The organism is Bacteroidales bacterium (assembly GCA_035342335.1).
Taxonomy (GTDB): Bacteria; Bacteroidota; Bacteroidia; order Bacteroidales; family JAGONC01; genus JAGONC01.
The window spans coordinates 17141-31687 of the sequence record DAOQWY010000033.1; the positions used below are offsets into that span (position 1 = coordinate 17141).

Annotated in this window: 8 protein-coding genes; 3 read left to right on the plus strand and 5 right to left on the minus strand. The window is 48.2% G+C overall.

Annotated elements, in window-relative coordinates:
- Positions 1-195: 195 nt before the first annotated feature.
- From PKI34_12535 to PKI34_12555, 5 genes are all read right to left on the minus strand, one after another.
- Positions 196-2979, minus strand: coding sequence for a glycoside hydrolase family 31 protein (locus PKI34_12535; GenBank protein HNS18636.1), 2784 nt, complete (start codon positions 2977-2979; stop codon positions 196-198).
- 67 nt (positions 2980-3046) lie between these two features.
- The gene (locus tag PKI34_12540; protein ID HNS18637.1) at positions 3047-3706 is read right to left on the minus strand and encodes an ion channel; all 660 of its coding nucleotides are present in this window, start codon (positions 3704-3706) and stop codon (positions 3047-3049) included.
- 93 nt (positions 3707-3799) lie between these two features.
- The gene (locus PKI34_12545; protein HNS18638.1) at positions 3800-6271 is read right to left on the minus strand and encodes an adenylate/guanylate cyclase domain-containing protein; all 2472 of its coding nucleotides are present in this window, start codon (positions 6269-6271) and stop codon (positions 3800-3802) included.
- Positions 6271-8523: a TonB-dependent receptor gene (locus PKI34_12550; GenBank protein HNS18639.1), complete on the minus strand. Its 2253-nt coding sequence runs from the start codon at positions 8521-8523 to the stop codon at positions 6271-6273. The genes PKI34_12545 and PKI34_12550 overlap by 1 nt, the downstream gene beginning before the upstream one ends.
- A 109-nt stretch (positions 8524-8632) precedes the next feature.
- Positions 8633-9868, minus strand: coding sequence for an anaerobic sulfatase-maturation protein (locus PKI34_12555; GenBank protein HNS18640.1), 1236 nt, complete (start codon positions 9866-9868; stop codon positions 8633-8635).
- Positions 9869-10036: 168 nt separating this feature from the next.
- On the opposite strand from PKI34_12555, the gene PKI34_12560 reads away from it, so the two are divergent.
- The 3 genes from PKI34_12560 (at position 10037) to PKI34_12570 (ending at position 14390) form a co-directional block, all read left to right on the plus strand.
- Positions 10037-12406, plus strand: coding sequence for an arylsulfatase (locus PKI34_12560; GenBank protein HNS18641.1), 2370 nt, complete (start codon positions 10037-10039; stop codon positions 12404-12406).
- Positions 12407-12556: 150 nt separating this feature from the next.
- Positions 12557-13300, plus strand: a complete 744-nt coding sequence (locus tag PKI34_12565; protein ID HNS18642.1) for a porin family protein — start codon at positions 12557-12559, stop codon at positions 13298-13300.
- Positions 13301-13955: 655 nt separating this feature from the next.
- Positions 13956-14390 (plus strand): hypothetical protein, encoded by a 435-nt coding sequence (locus PKI34_12570; GenBank protein ID HNS18643.1) that lies wholly within the window; start codon positions 13956-13958, stop codon positions 14388-14390.
- Positions 14391-14547 lie beyond the last annotated feature (157 nt).

Sequence of the window (14547 nt, forward strand, 5' to 3'; positions counted from 1 at the left end):
TTCATTTGGCTTAATTTTTTATCTGAAAAGGGTAACATTTGGAAATTCTCCGGATTAACAGGATGAGTACATTTTTCTTAATAAATCTTCCGTTGTTTACCGCAAAGGCGCTAAGACGCTAAGAGATAATTAATCAGAGATATCCTTATTTATATCAGAATTCTTTGTGGTTAAAACCGCCAAGGCGCCAAGACGCTAAGGAATACTGTGGTTTATTAGAATCAGTTTTTGTACTGAACTCTGTCCTGATCCATTAATCAGGGATATTACATAGACCCCCGCACCAACATCCCTTCCATCCCATACATATTCATAAATTCCTGGTCTTCCAGCCTTGATATTTTCCTGTAAAATAAGCTTCCCCTCAAGGGTTTGAATCCGGATCAGATAATCTCCTGGTTCCTTCACTTGGTATCGTAAACAGGTATGGTCCGAAAACGGATTCGGTGCAGGCGGCAATAATTCAAAGGTCAGGGGTGGTGCGTGTTGATCCTCCATCCCCAGTCCGGCACCTTTGATCACCAGTAGAGCGGATTGTCCATCCCAGTGAAAATGGATATGGAGAATATCGGCCTCCGGCTCCCAGAAGGCGGCAGGGGATATTGCCAGATACTCATCCATTGTGCTCACGATCGGTATGTTTATCTGATCCAAAAGTACGTTCTCGGGTTCTTTTTTAATTCGCTTTACCTCATACATAAGTTCCTGTGAAACGGGTACCCCGGAGTATCCATCCCCTTCCTTACTTATTGCGACTGCAATCTGATCGCCCTCTGTGTCACCTGAAAGAGTAATGAGGTCATAAGATCCCTCTTCATACGCGTCTTTTGTCCTGCCGTCATCCTGATAGACCTGAAAGGTGGAAAGGGGGACAGATTTTTCCGGATAGTACCATACGATGAGTGTATCGCGATGATAAAAATCAGTGGAGAGCATGGGGGTGGCCATAGGAATGAAACTGCCGCCTTTCACAAAAACAGGGATGATCTCTGGCGTCACATTGACCGGATAAACGCCTTCCCCCTGAATGGACTGATCTGTATGGAAATCGATCCAGACACCTTCAGGAAAATATACCTGACGGATCTGCTGCCCACTCTCCATCACAGGCGCCACCAGCAGGTTCTCCCCCCAGAAATACTGATCGCTTAGGTTTCCGGCAATCAGACCGGAGGGATTAAAATAATTCATGGGCAGTGCCAGAGGGCGTCCGGTCGCAGCGTTCAGCCATGCTAGTGAATAATTATATGGCAGCAGCCGGTAACGGAGCAGTACATATTCTTTGCATATATTTCTGTAAAATCCCGATATAAAAACCGGCTCTGTAGTCACGTTGGCTCCGTGCGGGCGCATGACAGGGCTGAAGCAGCCGAACTGCATCCAGCGTGTATAAAGTTCTTCGTCCAGTGATCCGGTAAAGCCGCCCAGATCGCTTCCCATATAGGCCACGCCGTTCATCCCCATACCGAGCATGATGGGGATCTGTGCCTGAAATCCATCCCAGCTCTTCGACACATCACCCGACCATGGAAAGGTTGAATAACGCTGCATACCGGCATAGCCCGAACGCGTAAGATTGAATAACCTCTGATCCGGATAATGCTCCGCATATTTATCATAAAGTCCCTGTGCCCACAGCAGCGAATAAACATTATGGATCTCCCGCGCGCTTCCCCGGTAATGGATCATATCGTCAGGGTGTTGCTCCGGTTCCCCCAGGTCCGACCACCAGCCGGCCACTCCTTCCTCAATGCGCATATTGTAATGATTCCACATCCAGTCGAACGTTGCCAGGCGCGTCAGGTCAAGCAATCCGGCCGGGCCAGCCCAGAAATTATTCAGGACGTACGTATTTCCGGATGCGTTGGTGCACAAATAATCGAGAGCGCTCAGGTAATTATAGTGCATTGAATACTGGGTGAAGTAGGTCTCCCCGATCAGAATGGTCTTGATACCCTCCTCCCTGAAATCTTCCATCATGCCCACCGGGTCCGGGAAGCGTGTGTAATCCCAGACCATGTCGCACATATCTCCCACTCCGCCATACCAGTATAGATCAAGAACAATGGCGTCGACGGGAAAGCCATGTTCCCGCATTGCATTCATGACCATCCTTGCATGGGATTCATTTTCATAGCCGAAGCGCGACTGGATGTACCCCAGGCTCCAGAGCGGAGGCAAGGGCTGACGGCCGGTCAGCAGGGTGTATTGTTCCAGCAGCTGATCATTGTTTTCACCGGTGATGAAAAAATAGGACAACGGGCCGGATTCGCAAAAATAATCCAGGACATTAGCATTGGACGCACCCAGGTCAAAGTGACCGGGATAGGAATTATCGAAGAACAACAGATACTTTTCAGAAGAGAGGATCACCGGGATGGAAATGTTCAGGTTGGGCTCCCAGTTACTGTAGCCGTAATGTGGCTGATTGTAGTTATCGAATTCAAATCCGCGCCGGTTGAAGGGAAGAGCCCGGGATCCGCCGCCAAAAAGCATTTCTTCGGACTCCAGGGCAAACCGGACTCCCTGGCCAGCCGATGAGGCATAACTCCCGGTCTCCTCCTGTGCAATGGTGTCGGTTCCTTCAACAAAAGAGACCTGGACCGGATATTTATCAATGACCACCTGCAGTTCGCCCGTTGAAAATATCAGATAATCGGGTTGCACCATTAATTCCGGAGAAAGGGTTCCGGGATCCAGAACAACGGAATAGGATGTGTCACGGAATGTGACTCCGTTTGGAATAAAGGTAATGCGGACAGTTTCAGGAAGGAAGGCAATGAATTGCAGTTTCCCGTTGGTGGCCGATAGCTCCAGTACCCCATTATCCACCACGTGGCCTAGATAATCTCCTACCGGACTGATCGCAGCGGGCCGGTGACCTGTTCTATCTGAATATTGCTCCTGTAGTTTCACTCCAGAAAGGGCCTGTATATTCAGGCAGATCAAAAGAGAACAGGCCAAGATTATAAATTTCATATTATGAAGCATATAGGATGAAAAATGAAGAATTTAATTCTTGAAGCTTGTAGCTTGCAGCTTGCAGCTATTTATTAGTTTGCTGCAGGAACTTACCGACCAGGATAGCCACAATGATCGTCATATACAGCTGTCCGGTGATGCCCATGAGCACCGCTAAGGTCGCCGTCTGGGGAATTTTGGGTACAATATCTCCATACCCTACCGTTGCCATGGTAATGAAACTGAAGTATACGAATTCGTGGATACGGTTTCCCGTCATCACGATATCGGTGTAGGCTTCCGGGTAGATCTTGTCCAGTGTGCTGCAGAGGACGGCAAAAATGATCCCGATGATCATATAAATGCAGACCGAGACCACGATCACATCCACCGTCACCCTTGCACTTCCTGCGATCATCAGAAACAGACTGCGTATAATGAAAATGAAAAACGAAAGGTAAAGGATGCTGGTCGCAATGATCATATTGGATTCATCCCTGAATAGATAGCTTGTCCACTGCAGCAGAGCTACCAGGAGGGCCAGGGCAAATCCAAAAAGAATGAGTCTTCTTCCTGTCATCACAGCACTGACACTGGTGAAGACTACCAGTGAAAAAGTGACCCTGAATATAAAATTGTTAATAGAAAAAGTACCCATAAAAGCAGGCAGTACGATCAGTGCCAGGAGAGAAAAGAAAAGGATCCAGTACCTCCTGTTTTGTAATAGACGATCGATGATATTCATGGAGCATAAATTTAGGTTCATTCAAATATAGGAAAGAAACGTCTTAGGTTGATTGAGAGGAGATAGGAGAGAGGAAAATGGAGAATGGAGATATTATTTCTCCTCTCTCCTCTCTCCTTTCTCCTCTCTCCTCTCAACAAAGTACATATCAACCTCCCCCTTGTTCTTTGCCTGCACCTTGCCCCGGTAGGTGCATTGAAACCGGTCCCTGACGAGCTCAAAGGTGTTTCCGGAAATATTGACCTGCCCCGACTTGCCGCTGGATTCCATGCGGCTGGCGGTATTGACGGCATCGCCCCAGATATCGTAGGCAAATTTATTTTTCCCAACCACACCGGCCATCACAGGGCCTGTATTCACGCCGATGCGCACCTCCCAGTAATCCCTTCCAGCTTCGATCCGTTCCTGCCTCGTGCGGGTCACAAAATCCCTGATCTCCAGGGCAGCCAGAACGACATCAACGGGATTGGAAGTGTTGGGAACGGGAATTCCTCCGGCGCACATATAGGAATCACCGATCGTTTTGATCTTTTCCACTCCATGCCGGTCTATGATCCGGTCAAATTCAAGGAAGCAATGATTCAGCTCAGCGATCAGCTCCTGGGGCGACATCCGTTCGGCGACAAAGGTAAAACCGACGAAATCGGTAAACAGGATGGTGACCATCTCATAGTGTTTCGGGATGGACTGGCCTTTTTCCTTTAACTCATTCGCCGTTTCTGCTGGAAGGATATTCAGCAGCAGCGCATCGGATTTTTTTCTTTCCTCATCGATGATGGTCAGGTTCCGGTTGATCTCTTCCTTCTGCTGGTTGATCTCCAAATTCTGGCGGGCCAGTTTGCGGTTGGCTTTGCGGGCAAACCGCAACCCCTGGTAAACGGCATAAAGGATAGCGAGGACCAGCAGCGAGATGCCCAGCATGAAAAAATTCCTGGCCCGGGCCTTGCTGAGGGCCAGTTCGCCCAGCTCCTTATCCCTGGTGAGTAATGCAATCTCCTGCTGATCCTGCTTCTGTTCCAGCTCTTTTTTACGTAACTCGAGCGTTTGGATTTCTTCCCGCTGTTTCAGATCCACAATCTCCCGATCCTTCCGCTCAGCGGCAAGCCGCTCCTCTGCCAGGAGCAACTCTTGCAATGCCCTGTCCCGTTCGAGCTGCTGGTTCTGAATGACCGTCTTCTGCAGCGAATCATTCTTGCGGTATATTTCGAGCTGCTGCTGCCTCGACCTGGATTCCAGCCGCAGCTGGATCAGTTCCATATCGCTGATTTCCTGACTGCTGAGTAGCTGACTTATCTCCTTTTCAGCCCTTTCCACGATATAACGCTGCTGGATCAACTCCGCCTGTTTTCTTTCTTCGGCACTGACCAGTGAATCCTTTAAGTCTAGATGTTTCCTGTAAGATTCAAAAGAATGCTCAAAATCATACAGGGCCTCATCAATTTTGGACGTCAATAAATAGATTTCGGAAAGTAAGGACTGATCCTGAATTTCCAGGGCAAGGTCCCGGGCTTTGTCATTGTAAACACCTGCGTTGTAAACGTCCTGATCCAAAAAAAAGACATTGGCAAGGATGTGGAGCAGCATGGCCCTTTTGGCATCATCACCCGTTTGTTCTGTGATCCGTATGGCATCCTGCAACGTTTGAACAGCAGAAGGATGATCGCCCAGGTTTTGATGAAGGATGGCCTTGTTCAGGAGAATGACCGGATTTTCCGGCTGATCCGGATAAAGTGCATGCTGAAGCCCGAGGGATTCATCAAACGAGCTCAGCGCTTCTTCATACCTGCCGGTCTTTTGAAGGATGTATCCTTCATTGTTCAGGGCGAGCATTTCCCGCCCCCGGTCTCCCCCTGCTCTGACCAAATCCAGGAGTTTTTGATTCGCTGCAAGGGCTTCTTCGTACCTTCCCAGATTTAGATAACAAAGGGTCAACCGGTTGTTCATGAACGTGAGCCGGCCATCACCTTGCTGATCGTTCCGGTTGGCCATCAGGTCATGGTAAACACCCGCGGCGTTTTCATACTGCTCCAGAAGAAAATAACTGTTCGCTTTTGCTTCCAGTAGCTCCATGTGATTCAGTACCGGCGTCCCTGCGGCTGATAACCGCTCTGCAGCTTTGAAATACTCAATGGCTTTAGCATGCAGTTCGGCTGTGCTGTAGATCTTCCCGATCTGAAAGTTGGTCAGGGCCATGCCGCCCGTGTCGCTCAGCATTTCGAATTCATTGAGGGCGCCGAAATAGTGCCGGATAGATACAATGTACTGATTTTGCGCCAGCGCGCATTGGCCCAGGATGAACAGCGAGGCCGCCTTCCCCGGCCGGTAAAAGGACTGACGTGAAAGTTCGACCGCTCGGGTAGCAGACATCCCGGCGCTATCGTACTCCTGAAGGATCAGGTGACCGGATGCTTTCCGGATCCATTGCTGTATACCTGCTGTGTCCGCCGAAGGATAAACGGGCTGGACGGAAGAAGGCCCATCCGTATCCTGCGCAACGACAGTTGCCCCCAGCACCAGGAAGGCCATGCAGGCCAGCGTTCGTTTTATGGATACAGCTGCAGTCATCAGTTCAGCTTAAAACTCAGACCAAACCTTACATTCGTTCCATATTGCGGATTGTAAATAAGATCGGAAGGGTACCCGTATGCATCAATGCCGCCATATTCTGATCCCAGCAGGTTAAAGGCATCCAGATAAGCCTGCAATTGCCGGGTGATATCGATCCGGGTAATAATATCGAGAACATAATAACCCTCCACATAGACCGGGAGACCCAATTTTTCCATAATGTCAGGCTCCAGCGGGAAAAACCGTTTTGCACTTTTACTGCATATGGTAGTATTGATGATCAGGTACATTCGCTTAAAAGGCCTGAGTGAAATGTTCAGTTGCGCCATGTAGCGGGGATACATCCTGACATCATCCAGTGTTCCAAGGTTGTTGGGAAGGATTTCTTTCCCTTTCGAAGCACTCAGTGACAAGTCGACTGAAAGATCGATCGAGGGAACGATCTTTTTTATCCCAAGATCAGCCTGTAATCCGGTCAGCCAGAATTCTGAGTTTTCATCATTCATATACGAAGTCGACAGGCCCATCGGATTGACTGCATTGGGGTACTCAGCAGGATCGAGGAGCACCAGTGAAAGCGATATATAATCACGCATCTGCTGGTAATAAGCCACAAGATCCAGGGTCAGGCCGGATCCCGATGAAAACCGGTACCCGATCTCCGCAGTGTGAAGCTTTTCCGGCTTCAGGTCAGGATTGGGCACGATCTGATAATAAAATCCACTGTCATCCGGAAATGCAAGAGAATTATAGGTGTAGCAAGTGGATGGCACTCGAAGTCCCTGGCCGTACAGCATCCTCACCGACATATTGTCGTTGATCAAATACAAAAAAGAGATGCGTGGATTATTGCTTCCGCCATAGAGAGAATGGTAATCGTAACGGTCGCTCACCAGGGCCGTCAGTTTACCGGTTTTATAATACACCTGGACGAAGCCGCCGGTGTTGGAAAATACCAGGGGATTAAATCCAAAATCCCCCCCTGCTCCCTGTGTGATACTCTTTTCAGAAAAAGAAGGATAGTTTTCTGGTGCAAAAGGTTCTGTCAGGTCATTGGTCTTGGGCAGGTTCCCTGAGTACTGGAAGGAGATCCCTCCATCTACCTCGACCTTTTGTACGGGCTGCCAAGTCACGATCTGATCCAGGTAAATATCGTCAGAGGCGGCGTACTTATAAGCTTTTCCCGACAGGCTCTGATCGGCTGTCATGGTAAAGGAAGACTGATTATCGAGCCGGTAACGCAGATAAGACAACTGCGTATTGGAAGAAATGGTCTTCCAGGCGTGGTCATATTGAACAAAGGCACTGTTGATGTTTTCGCCCCAGAACGCCGTGGGGTCTGCATAGGAATACAGGGCCGTATTCTGGCCGATGGAGGAATGCGTCCTCCGCTGCATCAGGTCAAAGCCAATGTCCACTCCTTTCCAGGCCAGCCGGATTCCCAGCAGGTTGCTTTCCTGGGGCAGGTCGTTCAGTACAGGATGCGTGGAATCTCCCTGGTAACGGGGTTCCTGAAGGAACTGGCAAGTAGAATCGTACAGTGCGGGATTATAAAGGTTCGGCACATCATACTTCACATTCATATCTCCCTGGCGGGTGGCATTCCCGTAAAATGAATATTTCAGTGTGTTCCCTGCCTTTCCTGCCTTACCGCTGATAAAAGCATTCAGGGAATAGTACCGCGGGCTGCCCAGGGTGATCTCTGCCTCCGCATGAACGGGCCGTTCCGATGAACGTGTCACAATGTTGATGACGCCTGTCATGGCATCTGCTCCATAAAGGGAGGAAGCTGGCCCGATGATGATCTCGATACGCTCAGCCTGCCGTACCGGAAGCTGGGCAGCAACGGGCATGCCGCTTACAACCGAAGGCTGTACCGGGACATTGTCGACCAGCACCTTCGTATAGTAATTCCCAAACAGGCCACGGATAACGAACATTTCGCCTTCGATGGCACTGCCCGGCTGGGAAACCTTAATTCCTGGTATTGACCTGAGGACATCGACGAGGGTGGAATAACCATTGCGTCTGATTTCTTCCCCGCTGATCACGTAAACTGTTACAGGCAATTCGCTGACACGTTTCTCCGACCGGCTGGCGGAAACCACCTTTAAATCCATGCTGCTGCTGTCTTCCCGAAGATCCTTTGCGTTTAAACGAAAAAGACTGTCCTGATCAACCTGGGCGGATGAAAAGGTGTAAAACAGGCATAACTGGGCAAAGAGAATAAAGGATGTCGCGGTTCTCATGGATTACACCCTCCGTATAGCAAAGTTATAAAATCCTGGTGATAGTTATGTTCTATGATTCCACATTAAAATATTTAGAAATTGGTTCGTATAAACTTGCCAAAGTCTTTCATCCCCTCTCAACCGCCCACTTCCTCACATTCGAGGCCGCCCGGTCGTTCCGGATCTCATTGGCCATGAATGCCATGTAGGGTTCAACGTGGCGGTAAAACCTTTTAAATCCCTTACAGAGATAATTAAGTCCGGATTCGCCATCCGGGCTTTTAATGATCCTGTTTTTGGGACATTCGCCGGTGCAAAGATCCAGGAACTCACATCGTTTGCAATAATCAGGCAGCATGTCTCTCTTATTGAGTCCAAACCGCTGCTGAAAAGGAGAGTTCATGTATGTAAGTAGTGATTTTTCGCCGATGTTCCCGAGCTTGTATTCCGGAAAGACGTAATGATCGCAGGAGTAGACATCACCATTATATTCCACCACACCGGCATGGCCGCACACCTCTGCATACACGCACAGCGGGGGCGGTATACCCATCCAATTGGCCAGCACACAGTCGAATGTGACCACATAGTAATCGCCCACATCCTTCCTGATCCATTCATCGAAGATCTGTATCAGAAAATTACCATAGTCCTCCGGGTTCACGCTCCAGGAGGTCATTTCTGCAGACTTTTGCGTATCGGCTGGAAGAATGCTTAATTCTTCCGGTCCGGCATGCGGATCGATCCATTCCACGATCGGGGTGAATTGCATATACTGGCTTCCGATACCCTTGAGGAACCGGTAGACCTCCAGCGGATATTTTGCATTGTAATCATTGACCACCGAGAGGGTGTTGAATTCGACATGGTATTTCTTTAACAGTTCCAATCCCCTCATGACTTGTAAGAAGCTCGGCTGACCACTCTTGTAAATCCGATACCGGTTGTGGCAGTGCTCCGGCCCATCGATTGAAAATCCGACTAAAAACTGATGATCACGGAGAAATCTGCACCAATCGTCGGTGAGGGTAGTTCCGTTTGTCTGAAGAGAGTTCTGTATGATCCTCCCCTCCGCATATTTAGTCTGCAAGGCAATCACTTTCTTAAAGAACTCCATGCCCCGCAGGATGGGTTCTCCGCCGTGCCAGGTGAACAATACGGCCGGTTCAGGGCTGGAATAGATGTTTTGTGCAATAAAGGTCTCCAGCACCTTTTCGCTCATGAACCATTTCATTGAATCTTTCGGGTACAGTTTTTCCTTTTCCAGGTAATAGCAATACGTGCAATTCAGGTTGCATACCGAACCGACAGGCTTGGCCATCAGGTAGAATGGCCGGGAAGAGGGGATGTGATAAGACGCCATATGGAGTACGGTTTCAGTGGCCGAAGGTAGTGAATTCTGCCGAAGGCAGTGAACTCTATTGATCAATGAATATTGAGCATTGACAAGTGACAAGAAAAATACTCACTGATAAGTATGTTCTATGCTTCCGAATTACTATACTTTTGCTTTTTATAAATACCCATACATATGAGAATTACGAAATCTGTTTTTATCCTGGCCAATCTTTCGGGGGCACTGCTTTCCTACGCTCAAAAACCTGCGACTGAGCCTGTGGCAAACACTCCGGCAGCGGAAGGTGAACCTGACCGTACCGTGCTTCCGATCAAAGAACCCATACGCCCAACGTTCAAAGAACTTGACGTACGGAATGCTACGGCACCTCCGCGTTTTGAGGTGAAAGCTCCGAAGGGCACCCCCAATGTAGTGGTTATACTGATTGATGACATGGGTTTTGGAGTCTCCGAAGCATATGGAGGGCCTGTTTATATGCCAACACTTGACCGGCTTGCCAATTATGGTTTACGGTATACACGCTTTCACACAACAGCGCTTAGTGCCCCGACCCGAATGGCGTTGCTCACCGGTTATAACCATCACTCAAACAATATGGGTGTTATTACGGAAGCAGCCACTACGTTTCCCGGGTACACCGGCGTGCGTCCCCAAACCATTACACCGGTGGCCGAAGTGCTCAGGCAGAACGGATACAATACCGCCCAGTTTGGGAAGTGCCACGAGGTTCCACCGTGGGAAATTTCCAATAACGGACCCCAGGACCGCTGGCCGACACATTCAGGTTTTGAAAAATTTTATGGCTTCCTGGGTGGTGAAACCAACGAGTGGGCACCCTTAATTTATGATGGTATTACTATCGTTGAAACACCAAAGGACCCCAATTATCACTTCACAACCGACATGACCAACCAGGCCATTACATGGGTCCAAACACAGCAATCTCTGCAGCCTGATAAACCCTTCTTTATTTACTATGCACCGGGCGCCACGCATGCTCCCCATCATGTTGCGCCGGAATGGATCGCAAAATATAAAGGAAAATTTGACCAGGGCTGGGACAAGATCCGTGAAGAGACACTTGAACGGCAGAAGAAACTGGGAATTGTTCCCCAGAATACTCAACTGGCTCCCAAACCAGCCGACATAAAAGACTGGGAAACACTCTCCGCTGATGAGAAAAAATTGTTCACCCGTCAGATGGAAGTATATGCCGGATTTGCCGAGCAGACGGATTACGAAATTGGAAGACTTGTGGCAGCAATTGAAGATCTGGGCGAACTGGACAACACGATTATTATCTATATTGCCGGAGATAACGGTGGGAGCGCAGAAGGACAGATGAATGGCATGTACCAGGAGATGTCCTACTTCAGCGGGGTGGCCGAAACCGTTCCGGATATGCTGAAACATTATGATGAATGGGGCTCTGAGAGTACCTATCCGCACTTTTCAGCCGGCTGGGCAGTGGCAATGGATGCGCCCTTTTCCTATACCAAACAGGTTGCTTCCGATTTTGGAGGTACAAGGAACGGCATGGTTATTCACTGGCCTGATGGTATTAAAGGGAAAAATGAAATACGTACTCAATTTGGTCATGTGATCGATATTGCTCCTACCATTTATGAAATCACAGGGATTCCTGCTCCAACAATGGTGAATGGAATTGCACAGGACCGGATTGAAGGTACCAGCCTGGCGTATACATTTAATGATGCCGGTGCATCGGAGAAACATACGGTCCAATACTATGAAATGTTCGGTAACCGCGGAGTTTACCAGGATGGCTGGTACGCAAGGACCATACATCGTCTTCCATGGGGTCTGCCCATAGGATCTCTGCAGGATGATACGTGGGAATTATATAATACGAAGGAAGACTTCAGCCTGGTCAATGACCTGTCCGCACAAAATCCGGATAAACTGATGGCAATGCAGGATCTGTTCATGGCAGAGGCTGAAAAATACCATGTGCTGCCCATAGATGACCGCGTGGTGGAAAGAACAGATGCCGTACTGGCAGGCAGACCCGTGCTCATGGGAGACCGTACTTCCGTTACCTACTATGAAGGGATGAAAGGCATGGGCGTTGATATTTTCATTGACCTGAAAAATATGCCTTACACGATTACGGCAGATGTGGAAGTAAAAGCCAGCGGAAATGGCGTGATTGTATGCCAGGGTGGCAGATTTGGTGGTCTCTCCTTATATATGAAAAATGGTAAACCGGCATTTACATACAATTACCTTGGTATGGAGTCAACGGCTTTAGTGGCTTCGCAGCCACTAAAGCCTGGCAAATACCAGATCGTGTATGATTTCAACTATGACGGAGGCGGTCCTGGCAAGGGAGGCACAGGTACGATTACCGTTGACGGTAACAAGGTAGCCGAAAAAAGGATTGAACGCACGCAAGCGAACTTTTTCTCAGTTGATGACCTGGCTGACGTTGGAGTTGATGATGGCACATGGGTGGCAGATTATGGAACTTCCTCAAAATTTAACGGGAAGATCGGCAAAGTAACCATTGAACAGAGGAAATAGTGTAATCAATTGTATTAACCCCAGGGACAGCCCTGAACCTTAATTCCGGGGCAAGCCCCGGGGAATTTACCCTTAATACCCCTACCCCGGCCCCTCCCCTGCTAGCAGGGGAGAGGTGCAGGGGTAGGGTAAACTTAAAAACCTTATCCCATGAAAAATTTTAAACGTCTTTTGATCCTGGTTTTCTTTTCCCTAGCCTGTGTACAATACACGCATTCACAGGTACTTATCTCCCTTCTCCTGGGCGATAAGCTAAATTCCGACAAACTTGAGTTCGGACTTGATGGCGGGGCTAACCTGTCGAATATATCGCACCTGGAGGGAACGAAGATGATGCCTGACTTCCACCTTGGTTTTTATTTCGACTTCAAGATAAAGCCCAAGCTTTTCATCCATACCGGAGTCATTGTCAAATCCACCATGGGGGCCAGAGGACTCACGCCGTACTCTGTTGGCAATGAAGATCTGGACAGCATTTTCATAGATGCAGATATCGACCGGAAACTGCAGTACTTCAATGTACCGGGTTTGGTCCGTTACCGTTTTTATGATTATTTCCACATAGAAGGAGGTGTCCAACTGGGTTTGCTCTATAAAGCCACTGATCTTTTTTATGAAAAGATTTATGACAAAGATGATTTGAAATTTAAGTATGAGATCCTCAAGAATGAAGATTATGAAGAAGAATTTAAGCGTTTTGATGCAGGCCTGGTCGCAGGCGCCGGCTACAAGCTGAAGAAAGGGGAAGGAATGACACTGAACGTACGGTATTATTATGGATTGATGGATATCGTCAAGGATAACCAGGGTGAGCGGCAGAACAACAGCTCCCTCTATTTCTGCGTCGCTTTACCTATCGGGAAAGGCAAAGCTGAGGCTAAACGTGAGAAATGAGATAGGAGAGAGGAGAAATGAGAGATGAGAAATTATTTCTCCATTCTCCTCTCTCCTCTCTCCTCTCTCCTCTCTCCTCTCTCCTCTCTCCTCTCACAACAGCCCTCTTTCCTTAAATTTCAGGATTACATCCCCCATAGATTGTTTTTCTGTCTTCTCCAGGATATTTCTGCGGTGGGTACTCACCGTGTGGGGGCTTACGAATAATTTCTCAGCGATTTGTTCGCTGCTCATACCCAATGCCACAAGCCTGACGATCTCAAATTCACGATCTGACAAAGGATTAGCGATCATCAGCAATTCCTGATCCGGGAATCTGAACTTAAAAAAATTGTCTCCTACGTAGTAATGATACCCATGTTTCCATTTTCAGCGTATGTTTCTGAAGATCGTCAGGATCAATACCCTGAAAACCAACCGGTAAAAAAGTTTCGAAGAACCTGTAAAACAGGCTGTAATCTTTTGAGTAGTCAATTATAAGTTGCCGCTACGTTTCCCTATAACTGTGTTTGGGTTGCAAATGTAATACAAAATACCTATTGATAGGTATTGTCCATGGTTAAATGCGAAGGTACCTTTGTCACGGTATTCTTACTGTATCAACTTAAAACACCAATATGGATTCCACTGTTTAAAACCTTAAAAATAAATGACAATGACTAAAGAAACATTAAAAAGTACAACTTTTGAAAACACAAAATTAAATGAGGAGCACCCCGGGCTTGTCATCGCGTTTATGAAAGGCATGATCAAGTTGGGACGCTGGGCCAACGAGCACAAGCACGCTGCCGCCGTGATCCTCGACAAGCAGACCTATTACCTGGACGTCGAGCATACGTACCAAGGCATCAAGAACGTGGACATGGTGCCCAACCTCTCGCCCCAGAACCTGGCCTCCGTTGAGATCGGGAAGGACTTCATGCTAAGCCATGGTTACATCAAGAACGACTTTGATGTGCACAAGTGGGCTGCTCCGGAGTTCCTTGAGCAGGCGGCCAGAGAACTGCTGGAAGACGAATGGAAGAAAAGAACGACTTCTAAACTTCCACAGGCAGCAGATCCACTGGCATCAGGATCAAGGCTCGGGTAACCGGATACACGGTATCAGACCCTTGCCCTTTCGGTTCACCCGGTAAGAATCAAATCATCTTTACAAGGCAAATACTCGTTTTTAATTACGACCAATTAATTTAAACACTATGAAAAAACATGCATTCTACTTGATTGGAATCATCTTCCTGATGGTC